Source organism: Sphaerimonospora sp. CA-214678 (assembly GCF_050942215.1).
GTDB lineage: Bacteria > Actinomycetota > Actinomycetes > Streptosporangiales > Streptosporangiaceae > Sphaerimonospora.
In genome coordinates, this window is record NZ_CP192056.1 from 2,298,392 (window position 1) to 2,321,348 (window position 22,957).

The following is a 22,957-nucleotide window of genomic DNA, read 5'->3' on the forward strand; positions in this document are numbered from 1 at the left end:
CGCTACTCGCCGTCGCCGTCGCCGTCGGCGGTGGCGAAGGCGCGGTAGGCGGGCCGCAGCAGGTCGAGGAGCGGAATGTGCCGGGCCTTCACCCGCGGCGGGTCGAGCGCGCGCAGCAGCAGGTCGGACGGAGAGCCGGGACCGGCCGACGCGTCCGCGGCCGGGAACAGCCGGGCCGGTGACATGCCCGCCTCGTAGAAGTCGTCGATCCGCTCCGCGAACGGTACGTCGGCCACGTCCAGAAGCCCCGGCGGCCGGTCGCCGCCCGCGCCTCCGGTCCGGCCCTCGATGTGGCGCAGCGCGTCGAGCAGCGCGTCCCTGGCCATGCCCCGCCAGGCCAGGACGAGGAACGGATCGTCGTCGAAGGCCTCCGCCAGGACGTACAGCACGGCCGACAGGTGCTTGCACGGGAAGCCCCAGTCCGGGCAGGAGCACTCCATCTCCAGCCCACGCTCCTCGGGGAAGAGCGGCAGCCCGCACCCGCCGAACACCTCCTCGATCTCCGGCGGCATCTCCCCGGCGAGCAGCTTGGCCCGGTGGAGCGCCTGCGCGGCCAGCGCGCCGACCAGCTCGCGCCACTGCTCCCGGTCATAGGCGGCGATGCCGATCGTCACCCGGTACGGCGTCCGCCGCGACCCCTGCACCAGGGCCTCGACCAGACCCGGCCCGATCTCGAGATCGAGGACCTGCCCCGAGCGGGCGTACGAGCGGCCGCGGGCGAGCCGGCCGGGGTCGCAGACGCGCTCCAGGATGTCGACGAACCTGCGCGACCACCACCGCTCGCCGATCGAACCGCGTCTGCCCCGCGCCCGGATGCCGCCCTCGACCCGGATCGGCCGGGAGCGCTCGAACCATCCGGCCTCCCGCCCCGCCATCACGCGACCGCCTCGGGGCCGAGCCGGAACAGCTCACGCAGGCTGTCGGTGGACAGCGAAGCGATCCAGTCCTCGCCCGTGCCGACCACGCTCTCGGCCAGCGCGAGCTTGCGCTCGATCATCTCGTCGATCCGCTCCTCCAAGGTCCCGGCGCAGATGAACTTCCTGACCTGCACGTCGCGGCGCTGGCCGATGCGGAACGCCCGGTCGGTCGCCTGGTTCTCCACGGCCGGGTTCCACCACCGGTCGACATGGATCACATGGTTGGCCGCCGTCAGGTTCAGCCCGGTGCCGGCCGCCTTCAGCGACAGCAGGAAGACCATCGGCTCGTCGTCGTGCTGGAACCGCTCGACCAGCGCGTCGCGCCGCTTCTTCGGCAGCCCGCCGTGCAGCCACAGCACCGGGCGGTCGAGGTGCGCCGCCAGGTACGGCTGGAGCAGCGAGCCGAACTCGGCGTACTGCGTGAAGACCAGCGCCTTGTCACCCTCGCCGACGATCTCCTCGGCCAGCTCCTCCAGACGGGCCAGCTTCCCCGAGCGGCCCGGCAGCCGGGAGCCGTCCTTGAGCAGGTGGGCGGGATGGTTGCACACCTGTTTGAGCTTGGTCATCGCGGCGAGCACGTTGCCGTGCCGTTCGATGCCCTCGCTTCCGGCGATCCGGTCCATCATGTCCTCGACGATCGCCTGGTAGAGGCCGGCCTGCTCAGGCGTGAGCGTGCACCAGACCTTCATCTCCATCTTCTCCGGTAGATCGGAGATGATCGTCTTGTCGGTCTTGAGCCGGCGCAGCACGAAGGGCCCGATGGCCCGCTTGAGCGCGGCGGTCGCCGCCTCGTCGCCGTCCCGCTCGATCGGCTCCTGGTAGCGCCTACGGAACGTCGCGGCCGGGCCGAGCAGACCGGGATTGCAGAACTCCATGATCGACCAGAGCTCGGCCAGGTGGTTCTCCACCGGGGTGCCGGTCAGCGCGAGCCTGGTGCGCGCCGGGAGCGACCGTACGGCCTGGGCCTGCCTGGCCGCGCTGTTCTTGATCGCCTGAGCCTCGTCGCAGACGACCCGCTCCCACTCGAAAGCGGCGAGGACGTCTCGGTCGCGCAGGGCCGTGCCGTACGTGGTGAGGACGAGGTCGGCCCGGCCGACCCGCTCGGCCAGTTCCTCGCCGCGCAGCCGGCCCGCACCGTGATGGAGGTAGACGTCGAGCGACGGGGCGAACCTCGCCGCCTCCTTCTGCCAGTTGGTCAGCAGCGACATCGGGCACACCAGCAGCGTCGTCCTCACCCGCTCGCCTGATTCGCGCTCGTTCAGCAGCATCGACAGGATCTGGATCGTTTTCCCGAGTCCCATATCATCCGCGAGAATCGTGCCGAGTCCGATGCGGGACATGAAGCCGAGCCAGGCCAGGCCGCGCTCCTGGTACGGCCGGAGCGTGCCGTGGAAGGCGGCCGGAGTGGCGACCGGTTCCAGGCGGCGGTCGGCCTCGCCGGACAGCAGATCGCCGAGCAGCCCGTCGGCGTCCACCTCGACCAGCGGAAGACCGTCGTCCCCGCCGTCGACGACCTCCTGAAGGATCTCTCCCGCCGTCGTACGACCCGACCCGCGGCGCGCCACGGCCTCCAGCGCGGCGTTCAGCTGCCGGGCGTCCAGCTCCACCCACTGCCCGCGCAGCCGGATCAGCGGCACCTTGAGCCTGGCCAGCTCGGCCAGTTCGGCCTCACTGATCGTCTCGTCGCCGACGGCCAGTTCGGCGCGGAAGTCCACGAGCTGCGCCAGCCCGAATTCTCCGTCCACGGCGGCCCGGCCGGCCGCGGCCCCCGATCCGGAGGGGGAACGCACGGTGAGCTTCAGCCCGAGCCTGGTGCGGCCGGCCCACGCGGGCAGTTGCACGCCGAACCCGGCCGCCTGCAGGAGCGGCGCGGCGTGCCGGAGGAAGGAGAAGGCCTCCTCCACGTCCAGTTCGATCCGGGCCGGCCGGGCCTCCCGGAGCGCGTCGTCGATCTTCGGGTAGAGGCGGGCCGCCCGGCCGAGCCCCGCGAGCAGCGTCTCGTCGAGGCGTCCCGGCAGTCCGGGCGCGGTCTCGCCCGCCCAGACGAGCGGAGCGGGAAGGTAGAGGCTCTGGTCCTCGGCCGACCGGAGGGCGAACTCGACGGCCCACGTACCGGTGCCCTGTTCAGGCCCCTGCCCGGCGGTGTCCGGTTCGTCGGTGTCTGGACCGGTGGTGTCCGGTTCGTCAGTTCGCGGTCCGGTGGTGTCCTGTTCGTCGGTTTCCGGCTCGATCAGGCGGAAACAGACCTGGACCGGGCCGTCGAGCTGGTGGGCGGCCCGGAACCAGTCCTGGAGCGGCCCGGCGAGCTCGCTCGCCTCCGCCTCGCGCACGCCGGGAAGGGCCGCGGCCTCCCCGGTGAGCGCCACCGTCCACCGGTCGGCCAGCGGGCTGCGCTGCCCGGGGCGGTGCCCTCGCAGCAGGCGCTCGGGCAGGGCCTGCCGTACGACCGCGTCGGCCAGGCAGGCGAGCGCCTCGATCAGCACGTGGACCGAGGGGCGTTCCTCCCGTACGGCCCGGCACACGGGCGGCATCGCGGCGGCCAGCTCCCGGAAACGGGCGGTGTGCCGCCCCGTCAGGACGGGCCGCCAGCGTGCCGCGTAGCCGCCGTCCTCCGCGACGAGCTGGGGCAGCACCCGGCCGCGCCGTACGATCTCACGGGCGTGCGCGGCGACCGCCGCGAGATAGCGCAGGGACGGCCCGGCCGTCGGCGGCGGCTCCACGGCCGCGGTCAGTAAACGCAGCGCCGGCCCCGGCTCGACCAGCAGCGCGGGCACCCGCCACATGCTGATCTTGGTCGTGCGGGCGGTGACCTGAAGGCCGGTCTCCGGAGAGGGGAGCGGACTACGCGCCGAGCTCGGCAGCAGCAGCACCGTCTCACCCGACGCGGCCTTGCCCGCCGCCTCGGCGGCGGCCTCCCCCCAACGGGGCAGTTCCGCGGCGAGGGCGGCGGCGGAAGCGGCGAAGGGATGGGAACGGATCCTGGCCCGGGAGGTGCTCGGCCCCGCGTCCGTCGTCTCCTCGGCCCAGAGGACGAGCCTCCCGCCGTCCCAGGCCGCATGGATCACGAGCATGCCGTCTCCTCCCGTCACCTCCGGAACGCTAGCAGCGCATCCGCCCCCCGATTCCGCTCAGATCACCGGGGCCGGGCTGTGGGAACGGCCCGGTTCACGAGACGGGCGCGGGTGAGGACCGAGAGGTCGGCTGCGCGCAGTGCGTCGGTACGGTCCCACATGGCCGATGGGACCATGTCGCGCTGCCGGACGTGCTCGATCACCTCGAAGCCGCGCTCGCGCAGCATGGCCGACATCTCATCGGGCGACAGCAGGGTCAGCCAGGGTTCGCCGTGCTCGGCGGCGAAGGGCATGACCTGATCGGCGTAGGCCCGCCCGCGGTCGTCCCGCAGCCCCTCGGGAAGCATGTGCTCGACGATGATCTCACTGCCTGGCGCCAGGCCGGCCAGCGTCGAAAGGGTCCGCCCGACGGCGTCGCGGGTCAGATACATGGTCACGCCGAGCCAGCCGACCAGCGCGGGCCGTACGAGGTCGAGACCGTGCCGGGCCAGGTGCTCCGGTGATGACCCGGCCTCCAGGTCGGAGGGGACGAAGGTGAGGGCGGGCGGCGCCTCGATCCCCGCATCGGCGAGGGCCCGGCGTTTCCAGTGCTGCGTAGCCGGATGATCGACCTCGAAGACCCTGAGCCCGCCGGCCGGCGCCGCCGCTCCGGGTCGCTCGGTCCGGGTGGACTGCGTTGACCGGGTGGACTGCGTTGACCGGGTGGACTGCGTTGTCCGGGTGGGTCGGGTGGCCTGAGGGACCGGTGCGGTCTGGGGTGGGGTGGTCTGGGGTGGGGTGGCCTGAGCGGGCCGCGTGGTCTCGGCGGGACGGACGGCCTGGTGGATTCGGTAGGCGAAGGAGTCCAGCCCGGCACCGAGGATCACATATTGCCGGATACCGGTACGAATCGCCTCGCTGAGGCGGGCCTCCGTATAGTGACCGCGGGTGAGCACCGTCGTGCGTGCCTGGGCGAGGACGAGGTGATCTCCATGGCTTCGGTGGAAGCCGACGAGTTCCTCGGCCCGCTCTGCGAGCAGGGCGTACGCCAAGGTGTCGCGGAAGATCAGAGGTTCGCTGTCGACGATCAGGTGCGCTGCGCGTGCCGCGGCGGCCGTGAGCGCGGTCTGGCTCGGTCCTCCATTGCTATTCACAATGAGGAAACTAATACACGATTTCGAGATTATACCACGAAACAAAAACCTTCACGACAGCATATTTGTCTCTGTTGGATATCGAATTCTCCGCTGAGTGCATCCCTACTCGGGAAACGCATGACATGAGAATCGGCGGTGAACGCGTCTTCCCCTACTTGTCGTGCTGCCGGCGCACCATCTCGGTGATCCAGATGGGCGCGAACGGAGATGTGCAGTTCGGCGGAGTCGGGTAGTCCTTGAGCACCTCCAGGCGCTCACCGATGTCGATGGCGCGGGCGCGGTGCTCGGCGTGCTCGATGCCGATCTGGGCCAGACAGTGATTCATCGCCCACTGCAGGCGATCGGGGGCGTTTTTCATCTCCCCTTCGATGACGTCGAGCAGCCCCACGAGGTCGAGTCCCTCGGGCTTTCTCGCCACGCGTTCCGTGGTCAGCGCCCAGCCGGCGCTCGCGACCACCGGATCCGGATCGGCGTACCATGCCTGGCGCAGCTCTTCGGCATGCGGGCTCTTCTTCACCACATAGTTCACGAGCCAGTCGTGCACCTTGGGAGTGCCCGCCGCACGCAACATGACGTCCAGCTCGTCACGGTCGAACGCCTTCGGGCGGCAGACCAGGATCGCCAGCAGTCTCGCCGCGGTGTCACCCGTCTCCCAGAGCCGGCGAGCGAGGTCCTGCTGTGTCTTCAGCCGCTTCGCGAGTGCGCGCAGCTTGCTGAGGTTCACACCGTGATCGTCGCCGTGTCTCCTGTTCACTTCGCGTATCTTCGGGTCCTCGAGCTCGGCCAGCTCGGCCATCACCTCGGTCACCGTCGTCTCGATCATCTGAGCCTCCTCCGCGGCCGTCCGGTCACCGCTTTCCGAGTGCCATGGTGTCGACCTCGCGGGTTCAATGTATCGGTCGGCGACGGGGTCGACCGGTGGGCGGCTGCTCCGCCGCGATGAATCGGCGCAGGTCGTCGTCGGTGCGCTGGGTTCCAGGAAGCGCGTGCCCGAAACCGGCGCGCGGACCGGCCGGCATGATCTCCGTCGCCCGGACCATGGCCGGTTCGCCGGGCAGGCCCGGTGGCGTGTACGCGTCGGCGCGGCCACGGACACGGGCGCGGCGGCTCCGCGTCGAAGCGCTGCGGGGCAGGCTCCCGTCCACCCGCAGGCTCCCGTCCACCCGCCGCCCGAGTGGAAGGTCCCGAAAGGTGTGCTGAAGCTGTTGTGATCTCCCGCCGGCAGTGGCTCAGCCGTACGCGGGGCGTCTCTCAACGCCTGATGAAGCGGATCGGGCACCGACAGGCCATGCTGCCGATCAGTCCTTCTCCGGAGAGGGGGACACGGTCGGTCCGGGAGCGCCGGCATCGGTGATCAGTTTTGGCGCGATCAGTTTCATCAACGCCGCCACATCGGCCGCGTTGTCCCGCCCCTCGACCCCGATCACCAGATCGATGCCGAGCTCCGCCTTGCCCCGAACGAGCAACGCATACGCGGCATTGTTCTTGCTGTCCGGGTCTTTGAAGTAGGAGCCGACGGCTCCAGGCAGGATCTCTGGCAGGGGGAGAGCACCGAGCCGGATCTGCTCCTCGACCCCGTCCGAGGAGCCGAGCGAGGTCAGGCCGATCTGCAGCACCTTCAGCCGATCGCCGTCACGCTGATAAACCGCGCAGTCTCCATCGCCCAATCCTCCGGCAGACGTGAGATCGAAGTAACCGCGTACCAGCGGGTCTCGTGTACCCGTCATCAACTCGACTGCCTTCAAAGGGATGTATTGACAGAGGTAGGGCGGTGCGGCCATCGCCGGTAGGGGTGAATCGTCGATTTTCGCTTCACCGTCCTGACAGGCGGTAGACAAGATCAGAATGAAGACCATTCCAAGTATGGCGAATGAAGTTCTCATCACGATCCGTACTGGCTGAAGCCGTTGCCGAACCCCATATCCAGGCGGTCTTCGATGTTCCGCCAAGGCGTTCCGGAGGGTCCTTCATGGAGCCAGCGTTCATAGGCCTCGAACCTGCGGTATTTGTCGACGCTGTTGGTCGCTGTGTTGTCGATCATCTCATCCTTGGTCATAAGCGTGCGGCCGTCGTTTTTCAGGAAGTTGTTGGGATTGGCGCGCGGGTCGTCCCCCTTGTTCATGCCTTCGAGCGTTGCCCAGGGGTGAGTGGAGGAGGCCGGGTCAGCCGAGCCGAACAGGCCGTGCTTGAGCATGGCCTGTGCTGTGAGGTCGTGTAAGAGGCTGCGGGTCCGGTCGGCGGCCGCGTTGGCGTCAATGCGGGCCTTGCTCTCGGCATCGCCCTTGGCGATGTCTTCGATCAGCCCTGTCCAGGCACCGACGACGCCCGCGGTGATCGGCCAGGCCCCAGACTGTGGGAAGGCGAGCCCCATATTCAGCGTCGCGGTCAAGATCTTCATGTTCCGTTGCTGCGCCTCATCGAGCTCCTTGCCCGCCTCGATTTCGGCTAGTCCTGCCGCGTCGGTGATCAATCCGAAGCCGGCACCGATCCCCTTGGCATTAGTCAGGAGAGCATTGTCGCCGTGTCCAGCGGCCATCTCCGCCGCACCGTAATCGAGAAGCCGCCCGCTGAACGCTGTTTGAGCGGCTAGGACAGGGGCGAACGCATGGGCATCGACGAACGCCTCCCGCATCACTCGGCGCAGTTCTTCTTTATTGAAGAGCGCCCCCCATGGATCCACTCCCCGAATACTGGGATTGTCGGAACTACCGACGCCGGGGGCCACGATGACGTGTCCTAGCTGGGTGGCGTTGTTCACGTCGCCGATGTAGCCGGCGAGGATGCGGCCGGTGGTGGTGGGCGGCACGCGTGAATCGGGAGGAGAGCCGTCGGAGATGCGCTGGGCCTCCAGGTGGATGAACTCCGAGGTCAGTTCGGCGGACAGATAACCGCGGGACGGCTGTTGCGGTGAGCCGTCGTGGTCGCGGAAAGTCAGTGTGGCGGCCTCCAGGGCCTTGCCCAGCGCCGCCCCGTCGTCGGGCATGGTCTGCCAGGTCAGGTAGCGCCTCAGCATGTTGGGATCGCTCGCGAAGAAGTCCTGGGCCGCAGCGGGATCACGACTGAGTGCCTCCATGAGGTGCACGCCGGTGGCCGGCCCGTTGTACGCCGTCCACTTCCATGTGTCGATCTTCTTGGCGACCGCCAGCAGGAAGGCTGAGTCGAACGTGCCGTGCTTGAGCGCCAGGGCCAGTCCGTAGCCCGAGCGCCAGTCGACGGTGGAGCGGCCGAGGCCGTCGGTGAGCTCGTCACGCCAGGACGTGCTCAGCCGGGAGCTCGCCGTGCCGAGGGTCTTGCCGAGCGCGGTCTGCAGCCGTGCCACGTTCTCATCCTGCTGACGATTCACCGTCTTGGTCATCAGATTGCGGAATCCCGCCGCGCCCAGCGCGTTCATCAGCGCCACGGCGAACGCCTGGTCCCCCGTCCGTTTCTCCAGCGCGGCCACGGTCTTCTTGTCGGCGTCGCCGCTCTCGACCGCCTCGGTCAGCCTGCCGGCCGCCGCATAGACGTCGGGATCGTGAGCGGCCTTGCCGTACAGCTCTTCGTCGAAGGCGGTCAGTCCGCTGGGCACTCCGGAGGATGTCGCCCACTCGGTGTGCTCGGACCGGATCGTCTCGCTGCGGCGCCGCAGATCGGGTCGGATGGTGCCGATCCAGCTCTGTGCCTCGCGCAGGGCGCCCAGGCGGGAGGTGTCCAGGTCGAGCCGCTGCAGTATGCGGCGCAGCTGCGGCTCGTTGCGGCCGAGTGCGTCCTGCGCGCGGCCGAGGCCTCGCTCGAAGTCGTCCATCGCGGCGGGATCGATCCCCGAGAAGTCGGCGCCCACTCCCCGATCCGAGGCGGTCGGGGCGGCCTGGGGGAGTGGGGAGGGCGTCGGAGAAGGCCGCGAGCCAGACGACGGCTGGGGCGTGGGCGGTGGAGTGGCCGAGGGCTGAGGGCTTGGCGAAGGGACGTCGTCCGGAGTGGACCGGCCGTTGTGAATCGACCCGGATGACAGCGACGGAGGTGTCGGCGCCGGCTGAGGGGTGGGCGCCGGCTGAGGCGTACGCGACGGATCGGTCATATGGGCCGGGCTCCCACGATGTCGGTTGAACGCGACAACTCCGGCGGCAAGATTATTTACGATCGCCTCGTCTCGTAAACATGTCCGTCACATCCGGTATGACGGATCAGTTGCCGTCCGCTCCCTCATAGTGTCCGGCTCGGCCGGTCACCGAGGAAGAAATTTCCCGACCTGCTGCTCCAACGGAAGCGACGACGCGTACGGCCGGCCGTGCTCGCTCGCCGCCGATGCGGTCGCCGGTGTGGCCTGGGCTGCGCCGTACTGTCAGATCGCCTCAAACGTGGACATCGACACAATTCCGAAATCTATGGTCAATGTGAATATTCTTGGCATTCTGCTATTTACTTCTCGTATTTCTTTGCAATTCACTGGAGGCAAGTGTTGGTATTGTGCGATGGGGCATGAGAGAATTAAGACAGGTTTTCGAACTACTGGTTCGGCGGGGGAGGAGTGGTCCGGTGAAGCGTGACAGGTCGGTGCGGCCGGGACGGCCGAGGTCGATGGCGCTGAGGCTGGCGGAGCTGCGGCCGGTCGACCCGCTCATGTTCGAGGAGCTGCGGGAGGCGTCGCTTTCTCCGGTCCCGTCGTTCCTGAAGGCCGTGTGGTGGATCCAGGAGCAGGAGAATGCGGAGCCGGAGGAGATGGACCGCACGGAGACCAATACGCCTGCCCCTGCCGATTCCCCCGCTGAGTCTCGTGTGGTGGTCCGTGCGGAGAGGTCCTCCCCCGGAGGCTCGCATGCCGGGCCGCGGCCGGACCGTCGTGTCGGTGCCGCCGGCCCGGCCTCCTCCGGAGACCACCCCCTGACCGGCCTTGGGCGCGGTCACGGATACGGCCCCGCGCGCGGGGGCTTATGGGCGAGCGCGGCTGTGTACGCGGCAGGCGCGCGGAGTCCGGCGGGTCCGGTGAAACCGGCGAGCCCGCCGCGTCGCGTGAGTGCGTCGAATCGTGCGAGCGCGGCCATCCGGGCGGGCCCGCCGAACTGGTGGAATGCCTCCTGACCCGGTGCCGCCGAGCCGGATGGGATCACTGAACCAGGCGGGCGGCCGGCCGGACCCGTGACCCGGAGCCGTCCGCTGAGCGGCGGCGTGCCGTGCCCGGACAGGTGGGCCTTCACGGCGGTGGTCTCGCTCGCTGGGCGTGATCTCTTTGTGGCCACTCTTCGTGCTGGGCGCTCGGGGATGTGGTCGCGGATATGGACCAGGAGGAGAACGCCGGTCTCGGACGCTCCGGCGCAGGTGGCGGGAACACCTCGCACGGTTCCTCGTCGGCGATCCAGACCGCGAGTGTCTGCTCGCTGTGCGTTTCGGTGTCGACGCCGGATGTTCATATCGCCGCGCACCGATTCGGGAAGACGGTCCTCGTAGCCGCGCTGCGGTGTGGGGCGCGCACCCTATTCGGGATCGCCGGAGCGGGCTAAGCCGGTCCGGCGGGATGACGCGGTGGCCATCCTGGTAACGGCTCGGATCACGTGGAACGGATCGACACGAGCTGGGTGTGCGAGAGGAGTTCCCGCACTGCCTGACATGGACGCGCGGGGTCGTGATGGGAGAGGAGCACCCGCATGGGCTTGGTATGGGGGACGCCTCAAGTCGATCGTGACGATCTCGATCTGCGCGTCTCAGGATCCGGACCGGGGTGGACGGCCAGACGACACATCGGCATGGCAGAGTCCTTCGACCTCGCCGAGCGGCCGACGAAGTACGTGGACCGCGTCGAGGTTCTGATGCTGATCGACGGGCGACTGCCGGAGGAAGACAGGGGAATGCGGCGATCGGAACGTCAGGGGCGGGCGCCGGCCGAAGATGCGTGGCGGAGCCGCGGTGTGAACGCACGGATCCCCCGGGCGAGCCGCTGCCCGGGGGATGCGGTGGTCCTTGTCGAGGAACGTCAGAGCGGTGTGCAGACGACCGGGTCGGGGGTTTCGGCCGGTACGGGACCGCGGGTGGCGAAGCCGAAGACGGTCGAACCACGGACGGCCAGCTCCCCGTTGTACGTCTCGTTGCCGAACGCCTGGGTGCCGACGGGGCCGATGACGGGGAGAGGCACCGCACCCCAGACCTGGGTGATGGTCGTGCCGTCGGCGTAGCGCCACGACACCCGCCAGCCCTTCATGGGGGAAGAGCCGGTGTTCTGCACGGTGACCTGGCCGAGCGAGATGCCGTCGCGGGTGCTAGAGGCAGGCCATGTGTTGGTGATCTGGTAGACCGCCTTGCAGGACAGGACGTCGGCCGAGTCCGAGGTCGAGGCCGAGGCCGAAGCCGGGACGGCTACCAGCGCTCCGACGATCAGAGTGGCGGCGGCGAGTGTGGTTTTGACCATCTTGCTCCTCCTTCTTTGATCAAATGGCGGTGCAACTCATGATCGAGGGCGTGCCGTTGTAGCTCTCGTTCTTGACGGTCACGCTCGATCCGGACTGGGTGTGAACGCCATTCCATAGCCGGCTGATCACCCGGCCTCCGGGGAAGGTCCAGCTGACCGACCACTTGCTCTGCGTCGATGTGCCGTTGTTCTTGACCGTGACTTCGGCCTGGAAGCCGCCCGGCCACTCGTTTACGGTCTTGTACGTAGCGGAGCAGACACCGGCCGGAAGCGGAGTCTGCGTGGGGGTCGCTGACGGCTTCGGCGTGGGTGTCGGGGTCGGGGTGGGCAGGCCACCGAGGGCGACGAGCGTCGCGTAGTACGCCGGCTTGGGGTTGTGGTTCGGCGGGAACCGCACCCAGCGGGATCACCAGGCCCGCCCTCCATCCTGGAGATCGAACCGACACTGGGTACCTTTCCTGCGCCGCGGATGCTCGAAATCTGAGAAGAGAGCGAGTTGGATGCCCCACCCTCCCCGGAGAGGGGTCTGTCCGAGGAGGGCAGGGCTGCTGGAAAGCCCCTACCGGGGGGTGCAGGTCACGGGCGACGGCACGGCGTTCGTGCCGTTCCAGTTGCCCGTGAACCCGAAGCTCGTGGCGGCGCCGGCGGCGAGGACGCCGTTGTAGCCGACGTCCTTGACCGACACGTTGCCGCCCGACTGGGTGAGGGTGCCGTTCCAGAGCTGGGTGATGGTCTGGCCGTTGGCGAAGGTCCAGGTCACCGACCATCCCGAGATCGCCGAGTCGCCGGTGTTCCGCACCGTGACGTCACCCTGGAAACCGCCCGGCCAGGAGTTCGTCACCGTGTAGGTGGCGGTGCACTCCTTACCGATGGGCGAGGGCGACGGTGAAGGCGACGGAGACGGACTCGGTGACGGGCTGGGGCTGGGCGACGGGGACGGGCTCGGCGAGGGCGAAGGGGAGGGCGAAGGGGAAGGCGAGGGGGAGGGGCTCGGGCTGGGCGACGGCGACGGGGACGGGGACGGCTCGGCACCGGGCGGGTTGCCCCAGATCTTCGTGCCGCCGGAGTAGAGCGTGAGGTTCTCCACCGTCACGGGCGTGGAGGGCGTCGTCGACACCCCGGTGTACGACCAGTCGTTCGACGGGTCCCATGTGCCGGAGCTGGCGATCCGGAACTGGATCTCCCGCCGCGACTCGGACTGTCCCTGCGGCGCGATCACCTGGCCGGAGCAGTCGATCGTGACGTAGTAGATCTTTCCGGAGAACTGGGTGGGGCCCGTGGGCGGCTTGCACTGGTTGTAGGCCGCGGTCAGCGTGATCTGGCTCGGCGTGGTGTCGCCGTCCAGCGTGAAGTAGTAGCGGAACGACCCGTCGGTCAGCGCGCGGGCCGGCCACGCCGAGTGGTTGTAGACCAGCGTCTTGATCTCGGTGAAGTTCTGGCCGCTGGCGTTGACCGCCGCCTGGAGGTAGATCTCGGGCCCGTCCGGCGTCTCCTCCGTGGGGAAGTTCGCCAGCGGTGAGCCGCCGTACTCCTTGTACAGGCGGGCCAGCGCGCTGGTGAAGCCGGCGTTGTAGTCGGTCGCGACCTCGTTCATCGTGTAGTCGGCCCGGCTGTCGGTGTAGGCGTCGTCGGCCGACTTGGGGCCGCCGACCAGCGCGCCGAACAGGATGTGCCGGCTCTGCTCCGGCTCACCGTTCAGGTTGTTGGTCCAGGTGCCGTGCGCGGTCCGGTGGTGCGGATTGCGCGGCGGGTTGTTGCCGAACCCGACCACGTAGGACGACCTGCGCGGGTTGTCGCCGAGCGCGTAGTTGATCTGGCGTACGGCGAAGTCGTGGTAGCGCGCCTTGCGCGTGGCGTCGGTCAGCCAGTCGCTGTAGACGAGGGCGACGAACGCGGTGTTGGCGGCGTAGCGCAGCGAACCCCACGTGTCGAGTACGGCCTGGCCGCCGGGGGAGTAGTTGATCTTCTGGCCGTTGACGCCCACCGTCCACCAGTCGAGCCAGCGGTTGGCGTCGTCGACGTACTGCTGCTTGCCGGTGAGCTTGGCCAGCAGCGCGTAGCAGCCGTACGACTTGTCGTCCCAGGCGATCGTCCACTTGTATGACTTGGTCGTCGACTGCGGCTCGGTGCCGAGGTTGGCGTAGTAGGACTCGGCCTTGGCGAGGTAGGAGGCGTCCTGGGTGGCCCGGTAGAGCCAGATGGCCCCCCAGACGAGCTCGTCGTTGTAGCCGCTCCACGACTTGTAGAAGTTGGTCGCGTCGGTGATGCAGTCGCTGTACTTGCCCCGCACGGTGTCGGCGAACGTGTACAGCTGCTTGGCGTGGGTCAGCAGCTTGTCGGCGTAGGCCGGGTCGGTGGGCCGGAAGACCATCGAGGAGGCGGCCATCGCCGCCGCCGTCTCACCGGCGAGGTCGGAGCCGCCGCAGGAGGCGTCGATCTTGTACGACGGGCGGTTCATCGGCAGCACCTCGGCCGAACCCCACCAGGCGTGGTCGGCGTTTCCGCTGCCGACCTGTCCGTACAGCACGTTGGCCGACGGGTGGGCCTTCACGAAGTAGTCGTTGACGAACCGCAGGTTGTTGAGCAGGTAGGTGAGCTGTCCTGAGGAGGCGTAGGCGTCGCGGTATTCCACGGCGCCCCAGGCGAGCATCGTGGTGCTCGCCGCCATCGGCAGCCCGAACTTGACGTGGTCGCCCGCGTCGTACCAGCCACCGGTCAGGTCGAGCCCGACGTCCTTGCCGTCGTTCAACGCGGAGTCGCCGCGCCAGCTGACGCGGTTGGTCGAGGGGAGCTTGCCCGACTGCTGGGCCTCGTAGAAGAACAGCGACTTCTGCAGCGCCTCGCCATAGCTGAACGAGGACGCGGCGAGGGCCGGGGTCGGGGAGACCGGCGATATCGCGGTGGTGAGCAGCACCGCCGCGAGCGCCAGGAATGTACGACGCATATGTGGGCCTCACAAGGTTGGGGGGTCGGGGGCGCGGCGGTGGGTCAGGCGCCGCCGCGCCCCGGCAGGGGGTCACGGTGAAGGGTCAGGCGACACCGTGCCCCGGCTTACATAGGGCCCCGGTCGGGACCCAGGCTCGCTCAGCCGGTCGGGAAGAGCAGGCCGTACTGGCCCAGGGCGGTGGCCACGTCGACCTGCGCCCAGAACCGGTGGTAGTTGAACGACGGCGCGGCGCCACCGTTCAGGTAGGACTGGACCTTCGACCAGTCCGGGTCGCTCTGGTAGAAGGACCGGATGGAGAGGAAGGTCGAGTTGCTGTTGATCGTGTCGCCGTTCGGCATCGTGCCGGTCCAACCGGACGGGATGTAGACCGGGTCGTTGAACCGCTCGTAGTCGTTCCGGGTCTCGGTGACCGAGACGCCCTTCGAGTCCTGGTTGTTCTGCCAGATGCCGTCCAGCAGAGCCTTGGCCGTGCTCTTGGCCTCAGCGTGGTTCGCCTTGGCGGCGTAGAACATCAGCGTCTTGGCGTAGGCGCCGGCCACGCCGATGTCGTTGGTGTAGTCCTCGACGGTGACGTGCAGGCCCGTGTTGGCCGGCGGCATTCCGGTCCCGCTGAAGCTGGCGTCCGGCTGGCCGGTCCAGGTCAGCGTCGACGGGATCTGGAAGGTGCCGTCGGAGTTGACCGTCGTGTGGTCGAGCGCCCAGCTCACCCACTTGTCGAGCACCGACTTGGCGTCGGCGTTGCCGGTGGCGTAGTAGAGCTCGGCCACACGCTCCATCGACCAGGCCTGGAAGCCGAACCACTGGTTGGACGGCGGGTCGTGGTAGACCGGCTGCCAGTCATAGGCCATGCCGAAGAACTTCGGCAGACCGGACGGCGGAGCGGCGTAGTGGCCTCCCCAGCTGTTGGTCGCGCCGCCGGCGATGCCGCCCTCGGCCGACTGCAGCCACTTGTAGAACTGGATCTGCCGGGTGAGGCTGGTCGACCAGTCGGTCACCGCGGTCGAGCCCTTGGGCTTGAGCTCGTTGACGTTCGACAGCACCCAGGCCGCCATCGGGTTCTGGTAGCCCGAGTGGTTGTGGCTGGAGCCGATGCGCCAGGCCCAGCCCGCGGACGTGTCGGTCGCGCCGCCCCAGGCGTAGTACCAGGACAGCAGGTAGTTCGACGCGTTCTTGCCGGTGCCGGCCGGGCAGGAGGTGCTGGTGCAGCCCGGCTGCTTGAAGTACTTGTCGTACATCGCGTAGCGCAGGTAGTCGCCCATCTTGGCGGCGTTGGCCACCGGGGTGGAGATCTGCGACGCCTTGCCCTGCTCCTTGGCCCAGGTCAGCGCCCAGTAGGCGGCCTGGACGGCGCGGGCGTCGGCGTCCGGCGCGTTGGTGTACTTCCACTGCTTGGCGTAGTTGCTGTCGCCGGTGAACAGGTCCAGGTACCCGTTCGGGCCACCGAACTGGAAGGTGTCACACGACGGCTGCGGCACGGTCTCCCACACCGACTCCTGCGAGCCGCGCTGGAAGGTGTTGATGTACGCCGGCTTGGTGGTGCCGTCACCGCAGCGGCCGAAGCCGTAGGTGTTGTCGACGTCCAGCAGCCAGTGCATGCCGTAGATGTCGCTGGTGCCGTAGGCGCTCTTCAGCTCGGACGCGATCGGGTCGCTGCCGACGCTGACGCCGCTGTCGAGCGCGCTCGGGTACTGGCTGGGGTCGTCCCACTCACCCGCGTACGTCGCCGGCTTGCTGGCGTCGTACTTGTCGTTGGTGGGCTGGTCGGCGTGCGAGGGGATGATGTACTGCTCCATCGACGCCCAGGCGTTGTTGAACTTCGTCCAGTCGCCGGTGACCTTGCCGTACATCGCCTCCAGCCACAGGTAGTAGCTGTAGGCCTCGGACGTCGTCTCGTGACCGTGGTCCGGCGCCTCGACGATCAGCGTCTCGACCGAGTGGTAGGGCACGCCTTCAGGCGAGAAGTAGCCGTTCGCCGGGTCGTGGATCTTGTTGTACATCGTCATGAAGTTGTCGATGTACGCGTTGTCCCCCGGTGTCGGCGTCGGCGTCGGCGTCGGTGTGGGTGTCGGCGTCGGAGTCGGGGTGGGGGTCGGGGTGGGCGTCGGCGTCGGCGTTGGCGTCGGCGTCGGCGTGGGCGTCGGGGTCCCGCCGTTGCAGGTCACTCCGTTGATCGTGAAGGAGGTCGGCTTGGGGTTGCTGCCGCTCCACGCTCCGTTGAAGCCGAGGTCCGTGGACGCGCCGGTCCCGAGGCTGCCGTTCCACGACATGTTCGTGGCCGTGACGCTGGAGCCGCTCTGGCTCCAGTTCGCCGACCAGCCCTGCTGGACCCGCTGACTGGAGTTGGGGAAGTTGAACTTCAGCGTCCAGTTGTTGATCGGGTCGCCGAGGTTCTTGATGTTGATGTTGGCGGTGAACCCGCCGGGCCAGTCGTTGGTGTTGTAGGTGACGTCGCAGGCCACGGCCGCGGAGGCCGGGGTCTGCGCCAGCCCGCTGAGCAGGCCGGCGGTCAGACCGGCGGCCGCTACCCAGGCGATCCGTCTCCGAGATCGTGGGAGCGCTCCCGTTCTAAGAGCTCTCGTACGCATTTCTGGGGGGTCTCCAAATTGCGTTGGGGATGGATGCATCGGGGAAGGAATGCCAGGTGGCGGCTTTCGCAGCCGATGCGGACTAGGTCGTGTTTCAAAAGCCATGTCCTGCTGCGCGCGGCCCAGATGGCGCCTCGCTGCGTTCTCGTCGTCGCCCGTAGGCTTGGCTACGGGTTCCTCCTCGGTCTTGCGATGTCTCCATCCGGATCCACGCTCGCGACGGACAGCACTTTCTCCACACTCTTGACCGGTACTATGGGAGCGCTCCCACCTCGAATCGTGGAGGGGGTCACCCGGGATGTCAATGAAGGGCCGGGCGGCTGTCATACGACGGGGCGCGGGGGACAGAAGTGAGCGCCACAGGCTGGTCTTTTGCTTTTCGGCGGAAGAAACCCCGCCATCGCCTTACTGAAAATTTCATCTACCGCCGTGTACGGATCCGCTCCGCGCGGGAACGTGGTTAGGCCTCTCGGCTGGGGGTAGGCGCTCCCCAATCCGGAAGGGAGGCATCCATGACCAACCAAGTGGAATCGCTGTCCACCGGCGAACTCGTCCGGAGACTGTCCGACGACGTCTCGCGCCTGGTACGCGACGAGTTTCGGCTGGCGCGGCTGGAGATGACGGAGAAGGGCAAGCGGGCCGGGACCGGAGCCGGACTGCTCGGCGGCGCGGGAGTGGTGGCGCTGCTGGGGGCCGCGGCCCTGGTGGCCTCCGCGATCCTGGCGCTGGCTCTGGTGCTGCCCGGGTGGGCGAGCGCCCTGATCGTGGGCGTCGGGCTGGTGCTGGTGGCCGGGCTCCTCGGCCTCATGGGCAAGCAGCAGGTGTCCCAGGTCTCCGGGCCGACTCCGGACCAGACGATCCAGAGCCTCAAGACGGATCTCGAAATGATGAAGGAGAGCGTGCGCAGATGACCGAGACCGACCCCGGAAGCGCTCGGCCCACTGCCGGACGCATGGGAGTACACAGGCAGGACGCCGCCGAACCGGGGACGCGATCCGAATCGCTGAACACGGTGCCGCAGCGCCTTACGACCTCTCCGGCCGAGGAGTACGGACAGAGACACGGCCAGGGAAAGGACGAAGTCGCGAAGGTGCGCCAGGACATCGAGCGCACACGCGACGACCTCGGCGACACCATCGAGGCCCTCGCCGCCAAGGCCGATATAAGGGGCCGGGCGCAGGAGCGGATGCACGCGACCGCCTCGCTGGCGCGCGAGAAGGCGGCCGGGGCCGCCGACAGAGTGCGCTCGGCCACGCCCGAGCCGATCAGGGGCGCGGCCGGCAAGGTCACGGAGCAGGCCAGGCGGCGGCCGAGGGCGGTCGCGGCAGGGGCCGGCACCCTGGCCGCGGGAGCCGTGATCATGCTGATCAGCTCCCGGATGACCAGGTACCGGCGGGCCAGGCCGAAGCTGACCGTCGAGGGCATCCGCGGTGTCCGCGGCGTTCGCGGTGTCTCGGGCCTGCGCCGGATCTCCGGCACGCGCGGTGTCCCGCGCACCCGCGGGCTCTCCGGCTTCACCGGCATGCGGGGCATCGGGCGCGCGCCCATGCGGCGGTCCATGCGCCGGTCCATGCGCCGGTCCGGCATGGCGCGCATGCGGCGGATGGCGCGGATGGCCCGCATGACACGGATGACCAGAAGGGGGCGCCGGGGCATCATGCGGCTGTTCACCTAGGTCGGAGACCGGCGCAGGTCGCCGGCACCCGGTCGTGTTCCACGGGCCGTGCCCTCGCTGACCGCGGCCCGGATGGCGCCTCGCCGCGTGGCCGGAGGCCCACAGGGCGCACGCCCTGTGCTCCTCGCCGGCCTCGCGATGCGTCCATCCGCATCTACGCCCGTGACGTACGGCGCTTCCGAACACCTCTTAGGCGTGCGTGAGGCGACCGAGTAGGCTCCGGCGGCGTGGAACCCGTCGTAGCCGCTCTGGTCGTCGTCGTGCTCATCGGGGTGCCCGCCGTGGTGCTGTGGCGGGTGCTGCGCGGCCGACGCGATCTCGGCGGCGGGCCGGCCGAGCGGGCGACGTTCGTGACCCTGCACACCGCCTCGCTCGCCGCGCCGCCGCTGCGGGCCGGGCTGACCCAGGCCGGTGCGCTCAAAGCGTCGCGCCACCTGCGGGACCTGCTCGGGTCGCCGGCCATCGCGATAACGGACCGCGAGGAGCTGCTCGTCTACGACGGAGCGGGGGAGCACCACGCCGGCGAGGCCTTCGGGCACGCAGGAGCCACGCTGAAGGACGGCAGGACCCAGGTGCTCTCGCTCGACTGCGGGGCGCCCGAGTGCCCGATCAGGCACGCCGTCGTCGTACCGCTCACGACCGACGACCGCGTGGTGGGGTCGCTCGCCGCCTACGGCGATCACGCCTCCGCCGGCCTGGTCAGGGCGGCTCAGGAGGTGGCGCGCTGGGTCGACTCCCAGCTCGAGCTGGCCGATCTCGACCGGTCCAGGACCATGCTCATGGAGGCGGAGGTCAGGGCGTTGCGCGCACAGATCTCCCCGCATTTCATCTACAACTCGCTGACCACGATCGCCTCGTTCGTCCGGACCGACCCGGAACGGGCCCGCGAGCTGCTGCTGGAGTTCGCCGACTTCACCCGCTACTCCTTCCGCCGCCACGGCGACTTCACCACGCTCGCCGAGGAACTGCGGTCGATCGACCGCTATCTCACCCTGGAGCGGGCGAGGTTCGGCGACCAGCTCCGGGTGACGCTGCGCATCGCGCCGGAGGTGCTCGCGGTGGCCGTACCCTTTCTGTGCCTCCAGCCGCTCATCGAGAACGCGGTACGGCACGGCCTGGAGGGCGTCGGCCGGATCACGATCGTCGCGGAGGACGCGGGCGCCGAGTGCGCGATCAGCATCGAGGACGACGGCGCCGGCATGGATCCGGAACACCTTCGGCGGATGCTGGCGGGGGAGGACCGCTCCGGCGCGGGGGGAAGCGGCATCGGCCTGGCCAACGTGGACGAGCGGCTCCGCCAGGTCTACGGCGACGAGTACGGCCTGGTGGTGGAGACCGCCCCCGGCGCAGGCACCAAGGTCATCCTCCGGGTCCCCAAGTATCACCCCGCCGTATCGGCCTGACCCATCCGCCGCCTTACCCCTTCTGACATCGGACGTAACCCTGTCGTGATGGCGGGAGTCGTTGACTTTCCGGTGCCCTGTTCATCACGCTCTAGGTCGTGTCCGACAAATCACGCCCTGCTGTGCGCGGCCAGGTCAGGCACACCCGGGGATTCGTCGGTGAGAGGGGTACGTGGTGACCGGCCTGCGCGTCCTGGCGGTGGACGACGAGCAGCCCGCGCTGGAGGATCTCGCCTACCTGCTGAGAGCGGATCCCCGAATCGGGGACGTCCTGACCGCCCGCGACGGCGCCGCCGCGCTGAAGCTGCTCGACCGGGCGATGGCGGACGGCCGGCCCGTCGATGCGGTGTTCCTCGACATCCGGATGCGGGGCCTGGACGGCGTCGTGCTCGGCCGGCTGCTCACCCGGTTCATCCGGCCGCCGAAGATCGTGTTCGTGACGGCCTACGACGATCACGCGGTCGACGCCTTCGAGCTCAAGGCCGAGGACTACCTGCTCAAACCCGTCAGGCCCGAGCGGCTCGCCGAGGCGATCAGGCGCGTGTGCGGGAGCCGTACGGACGAGGTCGAGGGGCCGCAGGCGGACATGATCCCGGTGGAGCTGGGCGGCGTGACCCGGTTCGTGGCGAGCACCGAGGTGCGGTACGTCGAGGCGCAGGGCGACTACGCCCGGCTGCACACCGCGACCGGCAGCCACCTGGTGCGCATTCCGCTGGCCACGCTGGAGGAGCGCTGGGCGTCGGAGGGGTTCCTGCGCGTGCACCGCAGCCATCTCGTCGCGGTCAAGCACATCGACGAGTTGCACATAGACTCCGGCAAGTGCGTCGTGCGGGTCGGAGAGACCGAGATCCCGGTGAGCCGTCGCCACACCCGGGAGCTGCGTGACCTTCTCGTGCGTCGCGCCCGCCGGGCCAAGCGGGACGAATGACCGGCCGGGTGGATTCGACGATGGGTGAGGCATGAGCGGGAAGCCGCGCAGGGTGGTGGTGACCAGTCCGCGCACGGGCGCCGCGCGCCGTCCGCGGCACCCGCTGACCCTGGAGATCGACGAGCAGACCCAGCTCGGCGAGGTCTACATGAAGTCGCTGGTCCGGACCCAGTTCCGCCTGGCGCTGTTCGTCTGCACCGTGCTCGCCTGCGTGGTGGGCGGGCTGCCGCTGCTGTTCCTGCTGGTCCCCGAGCTGCGGGGGGTGCGGCTGCTCGGCGTGCCGCTCGCCTGGGCGGTGCTCGCCGGGCTCATCTACCCCGCCTTTGTGGCGGGGGCCTGGCTCTACGTACGGCAGGCCGAGCGCAACGAGCGGGACTTCGCCGAGCTGATGGACGCTGAGTGAGCGGCATCACCGCCGTCGTCATCGTGATGCTGGCGACCGTACTCGTCGGCGCCTTCGGCATCCGCTTCTCGCGCACGACCTCGGACTTCTACGTCGCGTCCCGGACGGTCTCGCCCCTGTGGAACGCGTCGGCGATCGGCGGCGAATATCTGTCGGCCGCGTCGTTCCTCGGCATCGCCGGGCTGATCCTCGCACACGGCGCCGACATGCTCTGGCTGCCGGTCGGCTGGACCGGCGGCTATCTCGTGCTGCTGGTGCTCGTGTCGGCCCCGCTGCGCCGATCGGGGGCGTACACGCTGCCCGACTTCGCCGAGGCGCGGCTCGAGTCGATGACCGTGCGCCGGGTGTCGAGCGTGCTGGTCGTGCTGATCGGCTGGCTCTATCTGATGCCGCAGTTCCAGAGCGCCGGGCTGGTGTTCCGTACGATCACGGGCGCGCCCGCGTGGACCGGCTGCCTGCTGGTGGCCGTGGTGGTCGCGGTCAACGTGCTGTCCGGCGGGATGCGGTCGATCACGTTCGTCCAGGCGTTCCAGTACTGGCTGAAGCTCACCGCGCTCGCCGTGCCGCTGGTGTTCATGATGCTCGCGTGGCGGGCCGACGACGCGCCGGGGCTCGACCCGGGCGACCTGTGGGCGCTGCCGCTGCACGGCCGCGGCCACGTGGTGTACGAGACGTACTCGCTGATCCTCGCGACGTTCCTCGGGACGATGGGGCTGCCGCACGTGCTCGTGCGCTTCTACACCAACCCCGACGGGCGGGCGGCCCGCCGGACGACGCTGGTGGTGCTGAGCCTGCTCGGCGCCTTCTACCTGATCCCCGCCGCCTACGGCTACCTCGGCCGGGTGTACGGCCTGCCGGAGAGCGACACGGTGGTCATCGCGCTGCCCGACCGGGTGATCGGCGGGACGCTGGGCGAGCTGCTGACCTCGCTGGTCACGGCGGGAGCCTTCGCCGCTTTCCTGTCCACGTCGTCGGGGTTGACGGTGTCGGTGGCGGGTGTGATCGCGCAGGACATCCTGCGCGGCGGGGTGCGCTCGTTCCGGATCGCCACGATCCTCGCGGTCGTCGTGCCGTTCGCGCTGGCCGGGACCGCCAGGTCGCTGCCGGTCGCCACCGTGGTGGGGCTGGCCTTCGCGGTGGCCGCCTCGTCGTTCTGCCCGCTGCTCGTGCTGGGCATCTGGTGGCGCAGGCTCACCACGGCCGGGGCGATGGCGGGGCTGCTCGTCGGCGGCGGGCTCGCCTGCGCGGCGGTGCTCGCCACCATCACCGGCGGGCCGTACGCCGGCTGGGCGGGCGCGCTGCTGTCCCAGCCGGCGGCGTGGACGGTGCCGGTGGCGTTCGCCGTGATGATCACGGTGTCCCTGCTCACGCCGTCGCGGGTGCCGCCCGGCGTGGCCCGGACGATGGTCCGCCTGCACACCCCCGAGACGCTGAACGTCGACCGCGGCGACTGGCGTCCGCGCTCTGCCTGACGAGCGCACGCGCCCGGCCCGCTGACCGCCGTCGCTGACCG

The 22,957-nt window shown here is 69.2% G+C and carries 16 protein-coding genes; 6 read left to right on the top strand and 10 right to left on the bottom strand.

Annotated features, from left to right (window positions below; all coding sequences use genetic code 11):
* Positions 1-2 precede the first annotated feature (2 nt).
* The 10 genes from ACQP1K_RS10475 to ACQP1K_RS10520 form a co-directional block, all read right to left on the bottom strand.
* Positions 3-875 carry an SWIM zinc finger family protein gene (locus tag ACQP1K_RS10475; RefSeq protein WP_433500684.1) on the bottom strand — a complete coding sequence of 291 codons (873 nt, stop codon included), beginning with the start codon at positions 873-875 and terminating at the stop codon, positions 3-5.
* Complete coding sequence (locus tag ACQP1K_RS10480; protein WP_433500685.1) at positions 875-3,988, bottom strand: DEAD/DEAH box helicase; 3,114 nt, start codon at positions 3,986-3,988, stop codon at positions 875-877. The genes ACQP1K_RS10475 and ACQP1K_RS10480 overlap by 1 nt, the downstream gene beginning before the upstream one ends.
* A 62-nt stretch (positions 3,989-4,050) precedes the next feature.
* Positions 4,051-5,121 carry a class I SAM-dependent methyltransferase gene (locus ACQP1K_RS10485; protein WP_433500686.1) on the bottom strand — a complete coding sequence of 357 codons (1,071 nt, stop codon included), beginning with the start codon at positions 5,119-5,121 and terminating at the stop codon, positions 4,051-4,053.
* A gap of 154 nt (positions 5,122-5,275) precedes the next feature.
* Positions 5,276-5,947 (bottom strand): DNA alkylation repair protein, encoded by a 672-nt coding sequence (locus ACQP1K_RS10490; RefSeq protein WP_433500687.1) that lies wholly within the window; start codon positions 5,945-5,947, stop codon positions 5,276-5,278.
* A gap of 475 nt (positions 5,948-6,422) precedes the next feature.
* Positions 6,423-6,980, bottom strand: a complete 558-nt coding sequence (locus ACQP1K_RS10495; protein ID WP_433500688.1) for a hypothetical protein — start codon at positions 6,978-6,980, stop codon at positions 6,423-6,425.
* 26 nt (positions 6,981-7,006) lie between these two features.
* The gene (locus ACQP1K_RS10500; RefSeq protein WP_433500689.1) at positions 7,007-8,944 is read right to left on the bottom strand and encodes a hypothetical protein; all 1,938 of its coding nucleotides are present in this window, start codon (positions 8,942-8,944) and stop codon (positions 7,007-7,009) included.
* 2,127 nt (positions 8,945-11,071) lie between these two features.
* Positions 11,072-11,503 carry a cellulose binding domain-containing protein gene (locus ACQP1K_RS10505; protein WP_433500690.1) on the bottom strand — a complete coding sequence of 144 codons (432 nt, stop codon included), beginning with the start codon at positions 11,501-11,503 and terminating at the stop codon, positions 11,072-11,074.
* Positions 11,504-11,522: 19 nt separating this feature from the next.
* The gene (locus ACQP1K_RS10510; protein ID WP_433500691.1) at positions 11,523-11,900 is read right to left on the bottom strand and encodes a cellulose binding domain-containing protein; all 378 of its coding nucleotides are present in this window, start codon (positions 11,898-11,900) and stop codon (positions 11,523-11,525) included.
* A 162-nt stretch (positions 11,901-12,062) separates the two neighbouring features.
* A complete protein-coding gene (locus ACQP1K_RS10515) occupies positions 12,063-14,447 on the bottom strand; it encodes a glycoside hydrolase family 9 protein (RefSeq protein ID WP_433500692.1) in 2,385 nt (794 codons plus the stop codon).
* Positions 14,448-14,587: 140 nt separating this feature from the next.
* A complete protein-coding gene (locus ACQP1K_RS10520) occupies positions 14,588-17,035 on the bottom strand; it encodes a glycoside hydrolase family 48 protein (RefSeq protein WP_433500693.1) in 2,448 nt (815 codons plus the stop codon).
* A 512-nt stretch (positions 17,036-17,547) separates the two neighbouring features.
* On the opposite strand from ACQP1K_RS10520, the gene ACQP1K_RS10525 reads away from it, so the two are divergent.
* The 6 genes from ACQP1K_RS10525 (at position 17,548) to ACQP1K_RS10550 (ending at position 22,916) form a co-directional block, all read left to right on the top strand.
* Positions 17,548-17,946 (top strand): phage holin family protein, encoded by a 399-nt coding sequence (locus ACQP1K_RS10525; RefSeq protein ID WP_433500694.1) that lies wholly within the window; start codon positions 17,548-17,550, stop codon positions 17,944-17,946.
* The gene (locus ACQP1K_RS10530; RefSeq protein WP_433500695.1) at positions 17,943-18,710 is read left to right on the top strand and encodes a DUF3618 domain-containing protein; all 768 of its coding nucleotides are present in this window, start codon (positions 17,943-17,945) and stop codon (positions 18,708-18,710) included. Before ACQP1K_RS10525 ends, ACQP1K_RS10530 begins: the two co-directional genes overlap by 4 nt.
* 227 nt (positions 18,711-18,937) lie before the next feature.
* The gene (locus ACQP1K_RS10535; protein WP_433500696.1) at positions 18,938-20,113 is read left to right on the top strand and encodes a sensor histidine kinase; all 1,176 of its coding nucleotides are present in this window, start codon (positions 18,938-18,940) and stop codon (positions 20,111-20,113) included.
* A 175-nt stretch (positions 20,114-20,288) separates the two neighbouring features.
* Positions 20,289-21,041 (top strand): LytR/AlgR family response regulator transcription factor, encoded by a 753-nt coding sequence (locus tag ACQP1K_RS10540; protein ID WP_433500697.1) that lies wholly within the window; start codon positions 20,289-20,291, stop codon positions 21,039-21,041.
* A 31-nt stretch (positions 21,042-21,072) separates the two neighbouring features.
* Positions 21,073-21,444: a hypothetical protein gene (locus tag ACQP1K_RS10545; protein WP_433500698.1), complete on the top strand. Its 372-nt coding sequence runs from the start codon at positions 21,073-21,075 to the stop codon at positions 21,442-21,444.
* Entirely contained in the window at positions 21,441-22,916 is a 1,476-nt protein-coding gene (locus tag ACQP1K_RS10550) for a cation acetate symporter (RefSeq protein WP_433500699.1), read from the top strand. The genes ACQP1K_RS10545 and ACQP1K_RS10550 overlap by 4 nt, the downstream gene beginning before the upstream one ends.
* Positions 22,917-22,957 lie beyond the last annotated feature (41 nt).